The following is a 21043-nucleotide window of genomic DNA, read 5'->3' as shown; positions in this document are numbered from 1 at the left end:
AATGGCAAAAATTTCAAAAAGATATAAAGCATTAACAGAAAAAATTGAAGATAAAAAATATTCTTTAACTGATGCTTGTACAAGTGTAAGAGAGTTAAAATCGGCTAAATTTGATGAAAGTGTTGAAATTGCACTTAATTTAAATGTTGATCCAAGACATGCAGACCAAATGATTAGAGGTGCTGTTGTACTTCCAAATGGAACTGGTAAAACTGTAAGAGTTGCAGTATTTGCTAAAGGTTTAAAAATGGATGAAGCAAAAGCTGCAGGTGCTGATGTTGTTGGTAATGATGATTTAGCAGAACAAATCCAAGCTGGAAACATCAACTTTGATGTTTTAATTGCAACTCCTGATTGTATGGGAATTGTAGGGAAAGTTGGAAGAATTTTAGGGCCAAAAGGTTTAATGCCAAATCCTAAAACTGGAACAGTAACAATGGACGTAACTAAGGCAGTTAATGATGCTAAAGGTGGTCAAGTTACATATAGAGTTGATAAAAAAGGTAATATGCAAGCTGGAATTGGAAAAGTTTCATTTTCTGCTGAAGCTATTAGAGAAAATGCAGCAGCATTTATTTCTGCAATTAACAAAGCTAAACCTTCAACTGCAAAAGGTAGATATATCGCTAATGCAGCTATATCATTAACTATGAGTCCATCAATTATTTTAGATAATATGGAATTAATGGAAATTAGATAAGGTTATCCTTATCTAATTTTTTTTTAGCATTCAATAATAAAGAATTAGATTCTTTATTATTGAGTGTTATTCAAAGCACTGAAATAAAACTGAAGACAGCTGGTAAGAAACACCTCCGTTTCTTGTAAGTCCCGCCTAAGTCGATGTTTTGAAGGGAGGAGAAAAATATGACTAAACAACAAAAATCAGAGATTATTGAGTCTTTAACAGTTGAATTTAAAAATTCATTAGCAGTTGTTGTATGTGATTATAAAGGTCTTACTCATAAAGAGTTAGAATCTTTAAGAAAAGATGCAAGAGCTAATAATACAAAAGTACAAGTTGCTAAAAATACTTTAGTTACGGTAGCTGTTAAAAATGCAGAATTAGGTGATATTGAATTAAATGGTACAAATATTTTCTTATGGTCTGAAGATCAAATTTCAGCTTGTAAAGTTGCTGATAAATTTGCAACAACAAATAAAGAAAAATTTGCTATTAAATCAGGTATCATTGAAGGTAAAATTGCAGACTTTGCTACAGTTAATGCATTCGCTAAATTACCATCAAGAGAACAACTTCTTGGTATGCTTGCAGCTACTTGGATGGCACCTGTTGCAAACTTTACTATTGGGCTTGATGCACTTAGAAAGAAAAAAGAAGAAGAGGCAGCTTAATTTTAAGCTATTAAATTAAAAAAACAAATTATAAGGAAGAAGAAATGGCAATTTCTAAAGAAGACGTATTAGAATACATCTCTGGTTTATCAGTATTAGAGTTATCTGAATTAGTAAAACAATTCGAAGAAAAATTTGGAGTATCTGCTCAACCTGTTGCGGTTGCTGGTGGTGCTGTTGCTGCTGTTGAAGCAGTTGAAGAAAAAACTGAATTTGATGTTGTTATCTTAGATGCTGGTGACAAAAAAATTAATGTTATTAAAGAAATTAGAGCATTAACTGGTTTAGGATTAAAAGAAGCAAAAACTGCTGCTGAAGAAACTCCTTCAACAATTAAAGAAGGTGTTTCTAAAGAAGATGCTGAAGCTGCAAAAGCTGCATTAGAAGCTGCTGGTGCAAAAGTAGAAATTAAATAATTATTCGTAATTATGATTGATATACAGGGCTTCTGCCTTGTATAAAGATTGGCATCTTTGAAGGTTAAGGTTAAAATTTTGTGAAATTTTAACCCTATCCTTTATGGATGCTTTTGTGCTTTATAAAAATATAAAAAGCAGAACTTAACCAAATTTTATAACAAGGCCGACAATGTTAAACTCTTTAAAATCTGGTAATAGACTTAGAGTTGATTTTGCAAAAAATCCGCAACAAATTGAAATTCCAAACTTATTACAACTACAACAAACTTCATATGATACTTTCTTAATGATAGGTCAAGATGATAGAACTACTGCTGGGATTGAAAAAGTATTTAAATCTATTTTCCCAATACATGATGTACAAAACAGAATTACTCTTGATTACTTAGGTAGCGAAGTAGGTAAACCTAAATATGATGTTAGAGAATCAATGGTTAGAGGACTTACTTATTCAATTCCTCTTAAAATTAATATTAGATTAACACTATGGGATTTAGACGAAAAAACTGGTGAAAAAATCGGTGTTAAAGATATGAAAGAACAATCTTTATTCATTAGAGAAATTCCTTTAATGACAGATAGAACATCTTTTATCGTTAATGGTGTTGAAAGAGTAGTTGTTAATCAATTACACAGATCTCCAGGTGTTATCTTCAAAGAAGAAGAATCAAATACTGCTGATAATAAACTAATTTATACTGGACAAATTATTCCAGATAGAGGTTCTTGGTTATATTTTGAATATGATGCTAAAGATGTATTATATGTAAGAATTAATAAAAGAAGAAAAGTTCCTGTAACTATTTTATTTAGAGCATTAGGTTATTCTAAAGAAGATATTATCAAATTATTCTATCCAATAGTTAATATCAAAGTTAAAAACAATAAATTTTTAACAGAATTTAATCCTGATGATTTCATGGGAAGAATTGAGTTTGACGTTAAAGATGATAAAGGTAATTTAGTTATTGGTGCTGGGAAAAGATTAACAGCTAGAAAAGCTAAAGCTTTAATTGAAGGTGGATTAAAACTGATTGAATACCCATTAGAACAATTAATGGATAGATCAACTGCAAATACTATTTATGATCCAGAATCTGGTGAAGTGTTATTTGATGCTTTAACAAATCTTGATGAATTAAAATTAAAAAAACTATTAGATTTAGGTTTTGAATCATTTGATATTGCAAATGATTTAGCAACTGGAATTGATAATTCAATTATTAATGCATTTAAAGCTGATGCTGAGTCTTTAAAATTATTAAAACAAACAGAACAAATTGATGATGAAAATGATTTATCAGCAATCAGAATTTATAAAGTTATGAGACCAGGTGAGCCAGTTACTAAAGAAGCTGCAAAAGAGTTTGTTAAAAAATTATTCTTCGATCCAGAAAGATATGATTTAACAAAAGTTGGAAGAATGAAAATGAACCATAAACTTGGTGTTAATGTTCCTGAATATGTAACAACTTTAACTTATGAAGATGTTATAAAAACAGTTCAATACCTTGTAAAAGTAAAATCTGGTCATGGGCATATCGATGATAGAGATCACTTAGGTAATAGAAGAATTAGAGCAATTGGTGAATTATTAGCAAATGAATTACATGCTGGTTTAATCAAAATGCAAAAAGCTATTAGAGATAAAATGACTACTTTATCTGGTACATTAGAAGATATTATGCCACATGATTTGGTTAACTCTAAAATGATTACTTCAACAATTACTGAATTCTTTACATCTGGACAACTATCTCAATTTATGGACCAAACAAATCCATTATCAGAAGTTACTCATAAAAGAAGACTTTCTGCACTTGGAGAGGGTGGACTTGTAAAAGAGAGAGCTGGATTTGAAGTAAGGGACGTTCATCCTACTCACTATGGAAGAATTTGTCCAGTTGAAACTCCAGAGGGACAAAATATTGGTCTTATTAATACATTATCAACTTTCTCAAAAGTTAATGAATTAGGATTTATTGAAGCTCCTTATAAAACTGTAATTGATGGTTTAGTTACTAATGAAATTAAATACTATACTGCAACTCAAGAAGAGGGATTAGTAATTGCTCCTGGTTCAACTAAAGTTGATGAAAATGGAAAAATTGTTGAATCTTTAATTGAAGCTAGAAAAGATGGTGAAATCTTACTAATGGAAAGAAGTAGTGTTGATTTAATTGATATCTCTTCTCAAATGGTTATGGGGGTTGCAGCTTCTTTAATTCCTTTCTTAGAACACGATGATGCCAACAGAGCATTAATGGGTTCAAATATGATGAGACAAGCCGTTCCATTATTAAGACCAAATGCTCCTGTTGTAGGAACTGGTTTAGAAAAAACAGTAGCACGTGATGCTTGGGAAGCTATTAAAGCTGGACGTGCTGGTTTAGTTGAAAAAGCAGATGCAAAAAATATTTATGTAAGAGGTGAAGATGAAAACGGTGCTTTCATTGATCATTATTCTGTAAATAAAAATGTAAGAACAAATAATAATACATCTTTTGGACAAAGAATTGCCGTAACTGAAGGTGAATTTGTTGAAAAAGGTCAAGTAATAGCTGATGGTCCTTCAATGGATAAAGGTGAATTAGCAGTTGGTGTTAATGCTATGGTTGCCTTTATGCCTTGGAATGGATATAACTATGAGGATGCTATTATTCTTTCTGAAAGATTAATAGAGGAAGATGCATTTACATCTGTTCATATTTATGAAAAAGAAGTAGAATGTAGAGAATTAAAACATGGTAATGAAGAAATAACAAGAGATTTACCAGGTGTTAAAGAAGAATCTATTACTCATTTGGATAATTCAGGTATTGTAAAAATTGGTACATTCGTAAAACCAGGAATGATTTTAGTTGGAAAAGTAACACCAAAAGGTGAAATTAAACCAACTCCTGAAGAAAGACTTTTAAGAGCAATCTTTGGTGAAAAAGCTGGACATGTTATTAATAAATCATTAGTTTGTCCAACATCAATGGAAGGAACAGTTGTTGATGTTAAAGTGTTCACTAAAAAAGGTTATGAAAAAGACGAAAGAGCAGTTGCAGAAATTGCATCTGAAAAAGCTGAATTAGATTTAAAACACCATGATAAATTATTAATGCTTGATAGAGAAGAGATTTTAAAAATCAATGATTTATTATTAAAATCAACTTTAATTAAAGATTTAGAGTTAGATGATGTTACATATAAAAAAGGTGAAACAATTCCTGTTGATGTATTAATGAATGTTAATAGATTTGCAATGAAAAAAGTTGTTTCTTCTTATCCAAAAGAGATTGAAAATTCTTATAATGACATCAAAGAGCATTTCATTAAACAAAAAGCTCATTTAAGAGATGAACATGAAGAAAAACTTCAAGTTTTAGAACACGATGATATTTTATCTTCTGGTGTTATTAAACAAGTAAAAGTTTATATTGCAACTAAGAGAAAAATCAAAGTTGGGGATAAAATGGCTGGACGTCACGGAAATAAAGGTATTGTTTCTAACATCGTTCCTAAAGTTGATATGCCTTACTTAGAAGATGGTTCAACTGTTGATGTTATTTTAAATCCACTTGGGGTTCCATCTAGGATGAATATTGGACAAATTCTAGAAGTTCACTTAGGATTAGTTGGTAAAAAACTTGGAGCTCAAATTCAAGAAATTTTTGAAGCTAAAAAAGCTGATTTTATTCACGAGTTAAGAGCTAAAATGAGTGAAATTGCAGGTGTAGCTAAACTTATGAATGCAAAAGCATTTATGGATAAATTAAGTGATGATGATTTAATAAAATATGGTCAAGATTGGGCAAAAGGTGTTAGATTTGCTACTCAAATTTTTGATGGTGTAAAAGAAGAAGAATTTGCAAAATTATTTGAATTGGCAAAAATTGATACAGATGGTAAGTGTGTTCTTTTTGATGGTAAAACTGGTGATAAAATGAAAGAAAGAGTAAATGTAGGTTACATGTACATGCTTAAACTTCACCACTTAGTTGATGAAAAAGTTCATGCAAGATCTACTGGTCCTTACTCTTTAGTAACTCAACAACCAGTGGGTGGAAAAGCACTATTCGGTGGACAAAGATTTGGAGAGATGGAAGTTTGGGCATTAGAAGCTTATGGTGCAACAAATGTACTAAAAGAAATGCTTACAACAAAATCTGATGACGTTGAAGGAAGAACAAGAGCTTATAGAGCTATCGCAAATGGTGAAAATGTTCCAAATTCAGGTGTTCCTGAAACATTCTTCGTATTAACAAAAGAATTAAAAGCTCTTGCTTTAGATGTAGAGATTTTTGGAGAGGTAGAAAACAATGAGTAAAACTGAAAGAACGTTACAGCCTATTGAAATAAAAGAGTTAGAAAGACCACAAGATTTTGCGGCTTTCCAATTAAGACTTGCAAGTCCTGAGAAAATTCTTTCTTGGTCTTGTGGAGAAGTAAAAAAACCTGAAACAATCAATTATAGAACATTAAAACCAGAACGTGATGGTTTATTTTGTGCGAAAATTTTTGGACCAGTAAAAGATTATGAATGTCTTTGTGGTAAATACAAAAAAATGAGATATAAAGGTGTTGTTTGTGAAAAATGTGGGGTTGAAGTAACTTCATCAAAAGTACGAAGACACAGAATGGGACATATTGATTTAGTATCTCCTGTTGCTCATATTTGGATGGTTTCATCACTTCCTACAAGAATTGGAACATTACTTGGTGTTAAACTAAAAGATTTAGAAAGAGTATTATATTATGAAGCATATATTGTAAGTGAAGCTGGTGAAGCTTATTATGATAATGAAAAAACTAAAAAAGTTTTAAAATATGATATTTTAAATGAAGAACAATATAGAACTATTGCAGATTTATTTGAACATACTGGTTTTGAAGCTAATATGGGTGGACAAATTGTAAGAGACTTATTAGAAACTATTGATTTATTTGAATTATTAACTATTTTAAAAGAAGAAATGGGTTCTACTAAATCTGAAGCAAAAAGAAAAACTATAATCAAAAGATTAAAAGTTGTTGAAAACTTCTTGAATTCTGGAAATAAACCAGAATGGATGATGTTAACTCAACTTCCAGTTCTGCCACCTGATTTAAGACCACTTGTTTCACTTGATGGTGGAAAGTTTGCAGTTTCTGACGTTAATGACTTATATAGAAGAGTAATAAACAGAAATAACAGATTAAAAAGATTAACTGAACTTGATGCTCCTGAAATTATTATTAGAAATGAAAAAAGAATGCTTCAAGAAGCGGTTGATGCTTTATTTGATAATGGAAAAACTGCAAATGCTGTTAAAGGTGCAAATAAAAGACCTTTAAAATCATTATCTGAAATTATCAAAGGTAAACAAGGACGATTTAGACAAAACTTACTTGGAAAAAGAGTTGACTTTTCAGGAAGATCTGTAATTGTTGTTGGACCTACATTAAATATGGACCAATGTGGTATTCCTAAAAAAATGGCTTTAGAGTTATTTAAACCGCATTTAATGGCTAAGTTAGAAGAAAAAGGTTATGCAACAACTTTAAAAGCTGCAAAAAGATTAATTGAAGGTGAAGCAAACGAAGTTTGGGAATGTCTAAACGAGATAGTTGATGAATATCCAATTATGTTAAATAGAGCTCCAACTCTACATAAACTTTCTATTCAAGCTTTCCATCCAGTTTTAATTGACGGAAAAGCAATTAGATTACACCCATTAGTTTGTGCTGCCTTCAATGCCGACTTCGATGGTGACCAAATGGCAGTTCACGTGCCTTTATCACAAGAAGCAGTTGCAGAAGCAAAAATTTTAATGATGTCTTCAATGAATATTCTTTTACCAGCATCTGGTAGAGCAATAGCAGTTCCTTCTCAAGATATGATTTTAGGTATTTATTATCTATCATTAGAAAAAGATGGTGTAAAAGGAGAACATAAATTATTTACAGATGTAAATGAAGTAAGAATTGCTTTAGATATGAATAAAATTGATTTACATGCTAAAATCAGAACTAAATTAGATGATAAAGTTATTCATACAACAGTTGGAAGATTATTAATTCATGAAATTTTACCATCATTTGTTCCTGCAAATTTATGGAACAAAATTTTAAAGAAAAAAGATATTGGAACATTAGTTGATTATATTTACAAACATGGTGGATATGAAGTAACTCCAAGATTCTTAGATAATTTAAAAAATCTAGGATTTAAATTTGCAACAATTGCTGGTATTTCAATTTCTATTGATGATATTAGAGTTCCTGAAACAAAAGTTGGACATATTGCTAAATCTAAAAAAGAAGTTATTGAAGTTCAAAAACAATTTTCTCAAGGTTTATTAACAGAGCAAGAAAGATATAATAAAATCATTGATATTTGGACAGAAGTTAATAATAGACTTGGTTCTGAAATGATGGAATTAGTTAAATCTGATAAAAATGGATTCAACTCTATTTATATGATGGCTGACTCAGGAGCAAGGGGATCTGCTGCTCAAATTAGACAGTTATCAGGTATGAGGGGACTTATGGCTAAGCCAGATGGTTCTATTATTGAAACACCAATTATTTCAAACTTTAGAGAAGGTCTAAATGTACTTGAGTACTTTATTTCAACTCACGGAGCTAGAAAAGGTCTTGCGGATACTGCACTTAAAACTGCAAATGCTGGATACTTAACAAGAAAATTAATTGACGTTTCTCAAAATGTAAGAATTACTGTTGAAGATTGTGGAACTCATGAAGGTATTGAAATTACTGACATTACTTCTGGTAATGAGTTAATTGAGTCATTAGAAGAAAGAATCACTGGTAGAGTTATCGCTGAAGATATTATTGACCCAATTTCAAATGAGATTTTATTTGCAGAAGGTACATTAATAACTGAAGAAGATGCAAAACTTGTAACTGAAGCTGAAGTTAAATCTGTAGTAATTAGAACGCCATTAACTTGTAAAGTTGAAAATGGTTTATGTTCAAAATGTTACGGTTTAAATCTTGGTGAGCAAAGAAAAGCAAAACCAGGTGAAGCAGTTGGAGTTGTTGCAGCTCAATCAATTGGAGAACCAGGAACTCAGCTGACACTTAGAACTTTCCACGTTGGGGGAACAGCAAGTGCTACTCAAACAGAAAGAGAATTGAAAGCTGATAAAGAAGGTTTCATTAGATATTACAACATTAAAAAACATGTTAAATCTGATGGAAAAATCATTGTAGCAAATAGAAGAAATGCTGGTGTTTTATTAGTTGAACCAAAAATTAATGCACCATTTAAAGGTAAAGTTACAGTTGAAACTTTACATGAAGAGACAATTTTAACTATTTCAAATGGAAAAGAAGAGAAAAAATACTTCTTAAGAAAAAATGATGTTGCAAAAGCAAATGAATTAGCTGGAATTTCTGGAAAAATCGAAGGTAAATTATATTTACCATACAAAGATGGTGAAGAAGTTGAGCAAAATGAATCAATCGTTGAAATGATTAAAGATGGATGGAATATTCCTAATAGAATTCCATTTGCTTCTGAATTAAAAGTTGAAGATGGTGCTCCAATTACTTCTAAAATAATTTCTGGTGCAAAAGGATTTGTTAAATACTACAAATTAACTGGTGATTATTTAGAAAGAAGACATGATATTAAAGCTGGTGATGTTGTTACTGAAAAAGGTGTATTTGCAGTTGTTGTTGATGCAGATGATAGAGAAGCTTTAAGACATTATGTTGCACGTGGTTCATTAATTGAATTAAATGATAATACAGAAGTTGAAAAAGATTCAGTTATTACTACTCCTAAAACAACAGAGCAAGTTGTAATTGCAGAATGGGATCCATATGCAAATCCAACAATTGCAGAAAAAGCTGGAACAATTTCATTTGAAGATATTATTCCTGGTCTAACAGTTTCTGAACAATTTGATGAATTAACTGGAACTTCAAAATTAGTTGTTAATGAATATATTCCAGCAGGTTACAAACCTACTATTATTCTTGCAACAGATGATAAAGAGATAATTAGATATTCTTTAGATCCTAAAACATCGTTAAATGTTGCTGAAGGTAAAAGAGTTGAAGTTGCTGATATAATTGGTAAAACACCAAAAGCAACACAAAAATCGAAAGATATTACTGGGGGTCTTCCAAGAGTTTCTGAATTATTTGAAGCTAGACGACCAAAAAATATTGCAATACTTGCATCATTTGATGGTGTTGTAACATTTGGAAAACCTTTAAGAAATAAAGAAAGAATTATTGTATCTGATGGAACTGGAAATAATGTAGAATATTTAGTTGAAAAATCTAAACAAATTCTTGTTCATGATGGTGAGTTTGTTCATGCTGGTGAAGCGTTAACAGATGGTCAAATTTCTCCACACGATGTATTAAGAATTCTTGGAGAAAAAGCTCTTCATTACTTTATTGTATCTGAAGTTCAACAAGTGTATAGATCTCAAGGGGTAAATATTGCTGATAAACATATTGAGGTAATTACATCTCAAATGTTAAGACAAGTTTCTATTTTAGATGGTGGAGACACTAAATTCATCATTGGAGATATGGTTTCTAAAAAAAGATTTAAAATTGAAAATGAGAAAATAATTAAATTAGGTGGAAATCCTGCAATTGCTGAACCTTTATTATTAGGTATCACAAGAGCTGCTGTAACATCTGATTCTATTATCTCAGCTGCATCATTCCAAGAAACTACAAAAGTTTTAACAGAAGCTGCAATTAGTGCAAAAATGGATATGTTAGAAGACTTAAAAGAAAACGTGGTAATTGGTAGAACAATTCCTGTTGGAACAGGTCTATATAAAAACCAAAAAATTAAATTTTCTGAACACTAATCTTAATCAATAGGGATTTTCCCTATTGAATTTTTCTATTATGAATTTCATTACTTTACTCCTCATTTTTGTCTTTTTAGAATTTTTTGAATCAAATTGGCAAAAATCAAATACTTTATATGGTATCTTAAATAATAATTTTTTACTTTTTAGTAAAAATATTTTTCTATATTTTATTTTACATGTAACTTTTTTTTATACAATATTTTTATCTTTTTATTTTAGTAATTTTGGTTTTTGGATGAGTTCTATTTTTATAGTTAAATTTATAGATATTTGTTTTAAATTATCAATAATGAAAAAACTTTCAAATGGATTTTTATTAGAAGAGATTATTTCTACAAATATAAATATAACGCCAATCATTAGATATTTTAATGTTATAGTTTATCCATTGACATTTTTATTTGCAATTGTGCTAGTTTAATTTAATTTTATCATTTTATTATTATGATAAAATGGTAAAATTAAATAAAAAAGGAAATAAATGCAATATTTAGTAATAGCTTATGACAATGAAAATGCACTAGAGAGAAGATTAGAATCAAGAGAAGCTCATATTGAGGGTGCAAGAAAATTAATGGCTGAAGGTAAAATTATAAATGCTGGTGCGTTAATCGAAGATGATGTAATGGTTGGTTCTACATTATACATAGATTTTGAAACTGATGAAGAGTTAGATGAATGGTTAGAAAATGAGCCATATGTAAAAAATAATGTTTGGAATATGGATGAATTCCAGATAGTTCCTATGAAATTACTCCCAAAACAATCTTAATTAATATTAAAAAGATGAGATTATACAATCTTATCTTTTTATATAATTATTATTCTTTTTCCATATCTTTTAACAAAGTCATTCTCATCCATGCAGAGGTTGTAATTTTAACTCCAATTTCTTTTGACATTTTAGATGCTTGATTTTCTATCCACTCTTTTTCTAGTTGATTTAAAGCAACTGGAATTGCTGTATTTCTTACTTCATTTTGAGCTTTTGCTGGTCTTCCCATTATCTTTTTTTTTGCAACTTTTTCTTCTAAAACCTTTTCATCGGTTTGAATTTTAGAAGAATTTTGTTTTAGTTTATCTGCATAACCCATTTTAATTCTCCAGAGTTTTTCGAAGATCTATCATATCTTCTATGGCATTTCTATATATATGTCTTTTAAATCTATTATTACCAGCTTTAATTTCCACATATTCACAATCAAACAATGAATCTTCAAGAACAGAAGAATCTCTTACGAAAATTATAGGAATATTTACTTTTCCATATAGTTTTTCTATTTCTTCTAACAAATACTCTTTTAATTCTATAGATTTATTATTGTTTTTTGTTCTATTTACAACAATTATGATATTTTTATTAATTTCTATTACGTCTTTTAATGTGGCTAGGGTTGCTTGTACATCAACAATCGAAGTAAGAGTTGGTATAACTATTTTATTTGATTTTTTAATAATATCATTTATTCTTGTATCTTTAAATCCACCAAAATCATAAACAACTCTATCATCATAAGGAATTTCTTCATACTCTTCACTTGATACTAAAAATCCTTTTTCTTCTGGCATTAGGTTATGTGCAGAAGAGTGAGAATCGTTTGTAACATAAGTATAATCTAACATTTGAGAGATTTGAACTGATAAAGTGGTTTTTCCTACTCCACCTTTAATACTATAAACAACTATTGACATGGCTTATCCTACTTTTTTCTATATATTCCTATATAATATTATATTTTATAGATTGATATTATATCAAATTATTTATTTATATAAAATATATAGTAATTCTATAAGTTTTTATATAAGAATATAAAAAAAGTATTTTGGAAAAGAAAATAAAGGAGTATAAAATTTACTCCTTTATTTATAAAAGTTTAATGTTGAATTTTGCCTTTTTCATACCATTTTCTCAGCCATGCATCAAGTGGATACATAAATTTATAAATAGCAGGAACAACAAGAAGAGTTAAAATTGTTGAACTCATAAGTCCTCCAATAATTGCTAAAGCCATTGGAGCATTACTTTCATGTCCAGCTCCACTTCCAAAAGCAAGGGGAATCATTGCTCCTATCATGGCAAAAGTTGTCATTAAAATAGGTCTTAGTCTTTTTTCACCAGCTTCTAAAAGTGCATCATCAATACTTTTTCCATCTTTAATAGCTCGATTTGCAAAGTCAACTACTAAAATTGCATTTTTACCAACCATTCCTAAAAGAAGAATTATCCCAATCATTACAAATAAACTAAATGAGTTACCACTTAAATATAAAGCTACCATAACTCCAGTAAAAGATAATGGCATTGAAATCATAATAATAAAAGGTTGTATGATTGATTCATACAATGCAGCTAAAATAAGATAAATCAAAATAACAGCTAAAACAACAGCTGCACCAAAAGCTTTATTTGTATCTTCCATGTTTTCAACATCACCTGTGAAACGATAGTTGTATCCTAAAGGAAGAATTTCAGGCATTTTTTCATTGATTACTTCAACAATTTTATCAAGGGAAGTATTAAAAATATTTGCAGTTACTAAAACTTTTCTTTCCCTATCAAATCTATTAATTGAAGCATTTCCTAAACTCTCTTTGATTTCTAATAATCCTTCAAGGGCAACAAATTGACCATTTGAATTACGAACTTGTAGTTTTTTTAAATCATCCAATGAAGATCTAAAGTTATCTTTTAATCGTACTGTTATATCAAATTGTCTTCCATTATCTTCATAATAAGAAACTGCACTATCACTTGAATACGCCGAACCTAAAATCGAAGCAATTTGTTCAACACTAACTCCAACTCTTTGAGCATTTTCTCTTAAAATACCAATTTTAATTTCAGGTTTTCCATTTTCAAAATCTCTGTCAACATCAACAATTCCAGAAGTTTCTTTTAATATTGCCATTAATTTTGCAGATACAACATCTAGTTCTTCAAGTTTATCTCCAGTGATTACCACTTGAACTGGTGCAGTTGTTGCTCCTGTATCAAAATCATCAACTTTTTCAACAGATATAATCATGCCTTCAATCGATGAGAGTTTATCTCTGTAATATTGAATAATTGATTCTTGTGTTTTTACTCTTTCACCTAAAGTTTTAAGTTTTACATAAATTCTTCCTTTATGTAACTCATTCGCAGAGTTATAACCAATTGAAGCAATAGAATATAAAATATCTTTATCTTCTTTTAACATATCATCCAAAGGAGTAATAACTTTTTTCATAGATTCTAAATTAATTCCAACGGGTGCTTTGATAGTAATTTGAAATTCTGCATTATCTTGCATCGGTAAAAATGACATACCAACTTTTAAAGTAGTTGAGGCAACTAAAAGACCAACTGTAACAATAATTGTTATAGTTTTATATTTTATTAAAGGTTTAAGTAACCAAACATAACCTTTGTCAATAGCCTTTAAAATAGGTTCAGTTGCATGATAAAAACGATTCTCTTTAGCATTTAAAACACGTGCTGCAATACTTGGAATAAACATAATTGCAACAAGATATGAAATAACAATACCCGCAGCAACAGTCATAGCAAAAGAGTTAAAAAACATTCCTACAATTCCATCCATAAAAGCAACAGGAACAAAAACAGCCAATAAAACAGAAGAGATTGCTAAAACAGAAAAGGCAACTTCTTTTGCGCCTTCAAAGGAAGCACGAAATGGCTCCATTCCTTCTTCCATTTTTTTCATGATATTTTCAATAACAACAATGGCATCATCGATAAAAATCCCAATGGCAAGGGTAAGTCCAATAAGTGTTAAACGATTTAAGTCATATCCTAAAGCATCTATTATGGCAAAAGTACCAATAACAGAAGTTGGAATTGCTAAAGCTGAAACAATTGTTGCTGTAACATTTCGCAAAAAAAGAAATACAATAAAAACTGCAAGAAATGCTCCAAAAATCAAGTCAAATCTAACATTATTGATATTAACCATAATTTTTTCAGATTGGTCTTGAAGGATTTTGATTTCAGTTTTATCACCTGCAAGTATTTGAAGTTTTGGAAGTACTTTTTTAACTTCAGTGATAATATTTAATACATTTTCACCCGCTATTTTTTTTACTTCTAAAGTAACCCCTTGTTGTCCATTAAAAGAAGAAAAACTTTTTGCATCACTTAATCCATCTTGAACTGTTGCAATATCTTTTAATCTAACTCCTGGTTTTACCAATAAATTACCAACTTCTTCAATATTTTGAGCATCACCTTGAGCTTTTATAATAATCTCTTGGTTTTGATTTACAAGTTTTCCAACACCTTGTTTAATATTTTGTTTTTGGACAATACTACTTACATCAGCAGGTGTAAGATTATATTTATTTAATAAAAAAGGATCTATAAAAATACGAATTTCTCTATCTTGGTATCCTAAAATATTAACTTCACCAACTCCTTTAATTCTTTGTAGCTGAGGTTTGAGTTTTTCATCCGCAAGTCTCATTAATGCTGTTGTGTCATTTCCATCAGAAGCAATAAAAAGAGAAATAACTGCGCCAGTAGCTCCTAATTTTTTTACAACTGGTTTTTCAACTTCAGAAGGTAAATTTATTGCACCTATTTTATCTCTTACATCATTTGTTGCTTCATCTAAATCTTTTGTAAGTTCAAATTGAATAGTTACAACACTAAAACCTTCATAACTTGTTGACATAAGTTTATCAATACCATCAACACCTGAAACAGCTTCTTCGATTTTATCAGTTACTTTTGTTTCAACTGTTGAAGGGTCAGCTCCATTGTAAGTTGTTTGTACTGTAACAACTGGAAAATCTACATTGGGAAAGAGGTTAATGGGCATTGTGTTATATGACATCAATCCAAAAACGATAAATGTTAAAACACCCATCAAAGTGGTAATTGGGCGATTTATAGCTAATTTATACATAATTTACTCAGCTTTAATTGTGCCATTACCAAAAAGGCCAGGCATAAGATTTTGAGTTTTTACTTCAGCTTGCATTTCTCTAGTTTCATTTAAAATAGTTGGGTAAATTTTTGTGATTTTAGCTTCATAGTTTTTATCACTTCCATCAACCTTATAGCTAAAAGTTTGACCAACTTTTACTTTTTGCCAATATTTTTCATCAAACTTTAATACCAGTTTTACATCATCTAAAGCAATTACATCAATAAGTTTTGTTTGAGAAGCTAATACAATAGCACCTAACTCAATATTTTTTTTAGTAACTACCAAATCATATGGCGCTCTTAACTCAGTTTTTCGTAAAATTATTTCTTTATTTTGAGCATTTAATAAAGTAATATCTCTATCATAAAGATAGTTTTCCATTTTTTCTTTGTCTATAACATCTGATATTTTTGCATATCTTTCGTAAGTTTTAGAAGAGTGTTCCGCATTTTTTCTTGCAGTTTCATATTCGTTTTTTTCTTGGGCATTATATAAAGAAAGAAGTAAATCACCTTTTTTAACCTTATCCCCAACATTTACATTTAATGTTGCAACAATTCCTGATACAGAAAGTCCAAGTTCAGATTTTTTTTCACTAACAACATCAAATGTTGCGTAAATATCTTCTGCGAACAAAGCTTGAAACACAAATAGTGTAAGTATAAAAATTTTTTTCATTGAATAGCTCCTTTAATATTTTCGCCCATTTCATAAAGTAATACAGCTTTTTGGTATTCTACTTCATTTAAGGCAGTTTGTAATTGCGAATTTGAGTCAAATTTATCTCTTAATGCATCAAGATAATTAACATTATCAACAATTCCTTGTTGGAATTTCTTTTTAATTAATTCATAAGTCATTTCAGAGGCTTGTAGTTTTGCCCTAGCTGCATCAATTTTAGCAAGTGAAGTTTTATAACTATTTTGAGCATTTTTAAAACTGGCTTTTGCTTTATGTTTTTCATAGGCTAATTCACTATTTTTAGATAAATAGTTTAAATAAGCAGCTTGTGCATTAGCAGAGGTTGAACCAAAATCAAAAATTTTCCATTCCATCATAAGTTGAATACTATTTTGCTGGTCTAAACTATCTATTGCAGATGGGTAATCAAAATCATAACGAGAATATGTATCTTGGATTATTATTGTAGGTTTATTTGGTGCTTTTGCTATTTTTGCTTCTGCTTTAGTACTTTGAATACTCTCTTCAAGTGCTAAAATATCAAAACGTTTTCCTTCTTCTATTGTTGAATTTTTATAAACAATAGTAGAACCTTTTTCTACACTTACTTCTTGACCAGTTAAATATTCTAAAGTATTAGAAATATTGTTTAGTGTATTATCCAAGGTTAATAAATCAACTTTTGTTTGCTCAATTGAAGAGATTATTTTTTGTAATTCATCTGCTGTAATAGAGCCAACTGATAAAAATTTTTCCAAACGATAACGTTCAGCTTCAAGTTGTTCCATTTTTTTTAAAGTAGATTCTTTACTAGCAAGAGTACTTAAATAGTTGTAATAATAATAAATTACATCCAATGAAATATTATTTTGAACAGAAGCTAAATTAAAAGTTGCAGATTTTACAAGAGCTTGTTGTTGTTCAAAAGAAGCTTCTCTTTTCCCTCCATCATAAATAGTAAATGCTAGTGTTGCAGAACCAGTTGTACTTTTTTCAGGAGTTGACATATTTTTTTCTTGATTAAAAGTTTGATTAGCTCCTAAACTTAAGTTTGGCATATATCCACTTTTTGTTGCATACTCTTTTTCTTTTGTTGATTCTAAACTGTATCTTGATGCTTCCACTTGTTTATTTTGTTCTGCTAAATTTAAAAGTTCATCTAAATTTCCTGCAATTGCAAAAAGTGGAAAAAGATAAATAAATATCAATTTTTTCATTGTTTTTCCTTTGTGCATTGTTCAAGTAAATAAATTATATGTTTACTAAGGACATTTTGTGTTTCATCAAAATTCATATTAGAAGCTTTTGCTTTAACTAATAAACCCTTTAAAAGCATAATAATATTGTTAGTTAGTATATCAATATCGTCAATAAAAAATTCACCTTTTTTTATACCTTCCTTTAAACAAGAGGAAATAAAATCATAATCTTTTTGAAAAAAACTTTCGAAATAAGCTGTATAAAGTTGAGTTTTATCAATAAGCATGGAACTTACAAAGTGTTGAAAAAGAATAAGTATCTGTTCCTTATCAAACTTTTCTTGAAATTCGTTGAAATTAAAATATTCTAAGATTTTTTCTTTTGTACTCATATTTTCTGTAGTACGTTTTTTAAAAGATTCTTCATGTTGTTGAGTGATAATGTCCCAAATAGTAAAAACAATCTCTTCTTTATTTTTAAAATAAAGATAAATAGTTCCTTTTGCAACACCAGCACTTTTTGCTATTTGATCAATACTGGTTTGTTGTATTCCTTTTTCACAAAAAAGGGCAATGGAAGCCAATGCTATATCACATCGTTTTTCATCTTTGTCTATGATTTTTGCCATTAAATACCTTGTTTTAATAATGAATGACCGTCAGTCATTTATAGAATCTTATAACTTTTATAAAAAAAAGTCAAGAATAAAATGATAAAATTTTTTAAAGTTAAAATAGATTAAAAAAAGAGTTTATTATTTTCTATATATTTATATATAAAATTATATATATTGAGAATTTTAGATTTTTATTAGATGTGAAAATTTGAAGATTTAAATATTATGATAAAAAAATAGAAAAGAAGAAAAACTTCTTCTTTTCTTATAAAAAATTAAACAGCTTCGCTACCACGCTCTTCAGTTCTAATTCTTACTACTTCATCTAGTGATGAAACAAATATTTTTCCATCTCCTATCTTACCAGTTTTTGCCGAATTTACTATCGCGTTTATCACTGATTCTACCATTTCATCTTTTACTACTACATCTATTTTGATTTTTGGTAAAAAATCCACTACATATTCAGCTCCTCTATAAAGCTCACTATGTCCTTGTTGTCTTCCGTACCCTTTTACATCATATACACTCATTCCCGTTATTCCTACTTCTACCAATGCATCTTTTACATCTTCTAGTTTAAAGGGTTTTATTATTACTTCTATCTTTTTCATTATTTTTCCTTAACTATATTATAGGTTAAATCCACGTTCACCGTGTACTGATTCATCTAAACCTTGGCTTTCTTTTTCTTCATTTACCCTTGCTCCACCAGTTAATGCAGAAGCAATATAATAAACAACAACAGTTCCAATTAATGTATAAATACCAACAATTAAAGCTGATTCAAATTGAACAAAAATTTGTCCTAATCTATCATCTGCATCTTTTAGTGGTCCTGACCATAAAAGATCTTTATCATTTAGAGCAAAAATACCTGTTGCAATAGCACCCCATAAACCTGCAAGGAAGTGAATTCCAAATGCATCTAAACTATCATCGTAACCAAGTTTTTTCTTAAATGCTGCAACTCCAAAGAATGCAATAAGTGCACCAACTATACCAATAATTAGAGCTCCACCAACGCTTACAAAACCAGCAGCAGGAGTAATAGCCACAAGACCAGCAATAGCACCAGATGCAGCACCTAAAAGTGTAGGTTTTTTGAATACTAAAGATTCAATTGCTAACCAAGTAAGTGTTGCAATAGAAGCTGCTATAGTTGTAGTTAGGAATGCAACACCTGCAATCGCATTTGCTCCAAATGCAGAACCTGCATTAAATCCATACCATCCAAACCATAAAAGACCAGCACCAACCGCTGTTAGAATAATACTAACAGGTTTCATCGCTACTTTTGAATAACCAGCTCTTTTACCAAGTAAAATTGCAAGAACAAGACCAGCTAAACCACCATTCATATGTACAACTGTACCACCAGCGAAATCAAGTGCACCTTCGTTGAAAAGGTATCCTCCACCCCAAACCATATGTGCAATTGGTGCGTAAACTACAATTGTCCAAACAGCTGCAAAAATCATCCATGTAGAAAATTTCATTCTTTCAATAATTGCACCAGATACGATAGCTACAGTAATTGCAGCAAAAGTACCTTGGAAAACTATGAATACAAATTTAGGATAAAGTTGTCCTAATTCAACACTTGCAAAGTCTTTCCAGCTAATACCTTCAAGCATTACATGGGCAAACCCACCCATAAATTGGTTGATTGAACCTTCCATTGTTCCAAATGCAATAGAGAAACCTGCTACAATCCATGCAATAAATGCAATTGCAAATGCACCAAATACCATTGAATAAGTATTTAAAACATTTTTAGATCTCGTCATACCAGCATAAAATAATGCTAGTCCAATAGGTGTCATCAACATTACTAACGCTGTTGATATCATCATCCAAGCTGTGTCACCTGAGTTAAGAACAGGTGCAGTTTCCTCTGCAAATGCAAGAGTACTAAGTAGTGAACTTAAAAGCCACTTTTTCATTTGATCTCCTTTGATTATTCTTTATACAACAGAATTATAATACTAAATTTCATAAAAAGGGGATTACCCTTGGTTAATAAATAGACAGTTTAATCTAATTTTTGTTTTACAGCCAAAAATTAAATATTTTAACCATAAAAAAGAGATATAAGATTATTTTTAAAGTATATTTATAATAAACTAAGCTTAATTAAAGGATTAGCAAGCTAAGTTTCATTACAATGGCACACTTTAGAGTTAAAAAAGAATCTAAGAAGAAATAATGATACAATATTTAAAAATAGGATAAAAAATGGATTTAACAGTAATTATTGGTATGATTGGTGGATTAATATCAATTGCCACGGGAGATTTAATGGAGGGTGGTAATCCTGCCCATGTTATTCATATCACATCGTTAATTATTGTTATCCCAACTGCAATGTTTTCAGCTGCTACTGGTACTGAAGCACATGCTCTTTCTGCTGCTTTTAAAGAATTGAAAATGGTATTTAAAAAATCACCAGTAAATTACGAAGAAAGAATTGATCAAATAATAGATTATGCAATTATGGTAAAAAAGAATGGTGTTTTAGCACTTGAAAAAGAAGTTCAGTCAATTGAAGATCCATTTTTTAAAGAAGCATTAGGTATGGTTGTTGATGGTTCAAAAGAAGAACAAATAGAAAAATTTTTAGAACCTATAATAGAAGAGACTGAACATTATTATCATGGTGCTTCTCACTATTGGTTACTAGCTGGTGAAACTTGCCCCGTTATGGGATTAATTGGAGCTGTTTTGGGTCTAATTTTGGCTTTACAAAAACTTGATAATCCTGCTGAAATGGCAGCTGGTATTGCGGGGGCATTTACTGCAACTGTAACAGGTATTGCTGGAGCTTATATGTTTTTAGGACCTTGGGGAAATAAAATGAAAGCAAAAGCTCATCTTTTAATAAAAGAAAAACAACTTATTTTAGAAGGTGTAAAAGGTATATCAAGAGGAGATACTCCTGGTGAACTAAAAATACAGCTAACTAATATGATAACTGCAATGCCTACAAAGATTTAACAA

General features: G+C 29.8%; 16 protein-coding genes. 8 read left to right on the top strand and 8 right to left on the bottom strand.

Going from position 1 to position 21043, the window contains the following annotated elements; genetic code table 11:
• Position 1 precedes the first annotated feature (1 nt).
• The 7 genes from rplA (at position 2) to ASUIS_RS11470 (ending at position 11384) form a co-directional block, all read left to right on the top strand.
• Entirely contained in the window at positions 2 to 700 is a 699-nt protein-coding gene (rplA, locus tag ASUIS_RS11500; protein WP_118887236.1) for a 50S ribosomal protein L1, read from the top strand.
• A gap of 167 nt (positions 701 to 867) precedes the next feature.
• Entirely contained in the window at positions 868 to 1356 is a 489-nt protein-coding gene (gene rplJ, locus ASUIS_RS11495) for a 50S ribosomal protein L10 (RefSeq protein WP_118887235.1), read from the top strand.
• A gap of 44 nt (positions 1357 to 1400) precedes the next feature.
• Complete coding sequence (rplL, locus tag ASUIS_RS11490; RefSeq protein WP_118887234.1) at positions 1401 to 1772, top strand: 50S ribosomal protein L7/L12; 372 nt, start codon at positions 1401 to 1403, stop codon at positions 1770 to 1772.
• Between the two features lie 172 nt (positions 1773 to 1944).
• The gene (gene rpoB, locus ASUIS_RS11485; RefSeq protein ID WP_118887233.1) at positions 1945 to 6090 is read left to right on the top strand and encodes a DNA-directed RNA polymerase subunit beta; all 4146 of its coding nucleotides are present in this window, start codon (positions 1945 to 1947) and stop codon (positions 6088 to 6090) included.
• Positions 6083 to 10606, top strand: coding sequence for a DNA-directed RNA polymerase subunit beta' (gene rpoC / locus ASUIS_RS11480; RefSeq protein WP_118887232.1), 4524 nt, complete (start codon positions 6083 to 6085; stop codon positions 10604 to 10606). The genes rpoB and rpoC overlap by 8 nt, the downstream gene beginning before the upstream one ends.
• A gap of 25 nt (positions 10607 to 10631) precedes the next feature.
• Positions 10632 to 11033: a hypothetical protein gene (locus ASUIS_RS11475; RefSeq protein ID WP_226799913.1), complete on the top strand. Its 402-nt coding sequence runs from the start codon at positions 10632 to 10634 to the stop codon at positions 11031 to 11033.
• A gap of 60 nt (positions 11034 to 11093) precedes the next feature.
• Positions 11094 to 11384, top strand: coding sequence for a YciI family protein (locus ASUIS_RS11470; protein ID WP_118887231.1), 291 nt, complete (start codon positions 11094 to 11096; stop codon positions 11382 to 11384).
• A 49-nt stretch (positions 11385 to 11433) separates the two neighbouring features.
• Here the strand turns inward: ASUIS_RS11470 and ASUIS_RS11465 are convergent, their stop codons facing one another.
• The 8 genes from ASUIS_RS11465 to ASUIS_RS11430 all read right to left on the bottom strand — a co-directional run bounded on the left by ASUIS_RS11465 (position 11434) and on the right by ASUIS_RS11430 (position 19989).
• Positions 11434 to 11706, bottom strand: coding sequence for a hypothetical protein (locus ASUIS_RS11465; protein ID WP_118887230.1), 273 nt, complete (start codon positions 11704 to 11706; stop codon positions 11434 to 11436).
• A 1-nt stretch (position 11707) separates the two neighbouring features.
• Positions 11708 to 12304 carry a nucleotide-binding protein gene (locus ASUIS_RS11460; protein ID WP_118887229.1) on the bottom strand — a complete coding sequence of 199 codons (597 nt, stop codon included), beginning with the start codon at positions 12302 to 12304 and terminating at the stop codon, positions 11708 to 11710.
• Between the two features lie 185 nt (positions 12305 to 12489).
• Positions 12490 to 15522 carry an efflux RND transporter permease subunit gene (locus ASUIS_RS11455; RefSeq protein WP_118887228.1) on the bottom strand — a complete coding sequence of 1011 codons (3033 nt, stop codon included), beginning with the start codon at positions 15520 to 15522 and terminating at the stop codon, positions 12490 to 12492.
• Between the two features lie 3 nt (positions 15523 to 15525).
• Entirely contained in the window at positions 15526 to 16224 is a 699-nt protein-coding gene (locus tag ASUIS_RS11450; protein WP_118887227.1) for an efflux RND transporter periplasmic adaptor subunit, read from the bottom strand.
• A complete protein-coding gene (locus ASUIS_RS11445) occupies positions 16221 to 17444 on the bottom strand; it encodes a TolC family protein (protein ID WP_192894454.1) in 1224 nt (407 codons plus the stop codon). Before ASUIS_RS11445 ends, ASUIS_RS11450 begins: the two co-directional genes overlap by 4 nt.
• On the bottom strand, positions 17441 to 18055 hold the full coding sequence (locus ASUIS_RS11440) for a TetR/AcrR family transcriptional regulator (protein ID WP_118887225.1): 615 nt from the start codon (positions 18053 to 18055) through the stop codon (positions 17441 to 17443). Before ASUIS_RS11440 ends, ASUIS_RS11445 begins: the two co-directional genes overlap by 4 nt.
• A 263-nt stretch (positions 18056 to 18318) precedes the next feature.
• Complete coding sequence (locus tag ASUIS_RS11435) at positions 18319 to 18657, bottom strand: P-II family nitrogen regulator (protein ID WP_118887224.1); 339 nt, start codon at positions 18655 to 18657, stop codon at positions 18319 to 18321.
• A gap of 18 nt (positions 18658 to 18675) precedes the next feature.
• Positions 18676 to 19989, bottom strand: coding sequence for an ammonium transporter (locus tag ASUIS_RS11430; protein ID WP_118887223.1), 1314 nt, complete (start codon positions 19987 to 19989; stop codon positions 18676 to 18678).
• A 292-nt stretch (positions 19990 to 20281) separates the two neighbouring features.
• Here ASUIS_RS11430 and motA point away from each other — a divergent pair, with 292 nt between their 5' ends.
• A complete protein-coding gene (gene motA / locus ASUIS_RS11425) occupies positions 20282 to 21040 on the top strand; it encodes a flagellar motor stator protein MotA (RefSeq protein ID WP_118887222.1) in 759 nt (252 codons plus the stop codon).
• Positions 21041 to 21043 lie beyond the last annotated feature (3 nt).

Origin of the sequence: Arcobacter suis CECT 7833 (assembly GCF_003544815.1) — a bacterium.
Lineage (GTDB): Bacteria > Campylobacterota > Campylobacteria > Campylobacterales > Arcobacteraceae > Aliarcobacter > Aliarcobacter suis.
The sequence above is the reverse complement of the archived record's forward strand: the minus strand, read 5'-3'. Positions and strand labels throughout refer to the sequence as shown.

Bases quoted from the DNA above. Each gene is read 5' to 3' on its own strand.
- rplA (WP_118887236.1), top strand. From the start codon at position 2: ATGGCAAAAATTTCAAAAAGATATAAAGCATTAACAGAAAAAATTGAA.
- rplJ (WP_118887235.1), top strand. From the start codon at position 868: ATGACTAAACAACAAAAATCAGAGATTATTGAGTCTTTAACAGTTGAA.
- rplL (WP_118887234.1), top strand. From the start codon at position 1,401: ATGGCAATTTCTAAAGAAGACGTATTAGAATACATCTCTGGTTTATCA.
- rpoB (WP_118887233.1), top strand. From the start codon at position 1,945: ATGTTAAACTCTTTAAAATCTGGTAATAGACTTAGAGTTGATTTTGCA.
- rpoC (WP_118887232.1), top strand. From the start codon at position 6,083: ATGAGTAAAACTGAAAGAACGTTACAGCCTATTGAAATAAAAGAGTTA.
- ASUIS_RS11470 (WP_118887231.1), top strand. From the start codon at position 11,094: ATGCAATATTTAGTAATAGCTTATGACAATGAAAATGCACTAGAGAGA.
- ASUIS_RS11465 (WP_118887230.1), bottom strand. From the start codon at position 11,706: ATGGGTTATGCAGATAAACTAAAACAAAATTCTTCTAAAATTCAAACC.
- ASUIS_RS11460 (WP_118887229.1), bottom strand. From the start codon at position 12,304: ATGTCAATAGTTGTTTATAGTATTAAAGGTGGAGTAGGAAAAACCACT.
- ASUIS_RS11455 (WP_118887228.1), bottom strand. From the start codon at position 15,522: ATGTATAAATTAGCTATAAATCGCCCAATTACCACTTTGATGGGTGTT.
- ASUIS_RS11450 (WP_118887227.1), bottom strand. From the start codon at position 16,224: ATGAAAAAAATTTTTATACTTACACTATTTGTGTTTCAAGCTTTGTTC.
- ASUIS_RS11445 (WP_192894454.1), bottom strand. From the start codon at position 17,444: ATGAAAAAATTGATATTTATTTATCTTTTTCCACTTTTTGCAATTGCA.
- ASUIS_RS11440 (WP_118887225.1), bottom strand. From the start codon at position 18,055: ATGGCAAAAATCATAGACAAAGATGAAAAACGATGTGATATAGCATTG.
- ASUIS_RS11435 (WP_118887224.1), bottom strand. From the start codon at position 18,657: ATGAAAAAGATAGAAGTAATAATAAAACCCTTTAAACTAGAAGATGTA.
- ASUIS_RS11430 (WP_118887223.1), bottom strand. From the start codon at position 19,989: ATGAAAAAGTGGCTTTTAAGTTCACTACTTAGTACTCTTGCATTTGCA.
- motA (WP_118887222.1), top strand. From the start codon at position 20,282: ATGGATTTAACAGTAATTATTGGTATGATTGGTGGATTAATATCAATT.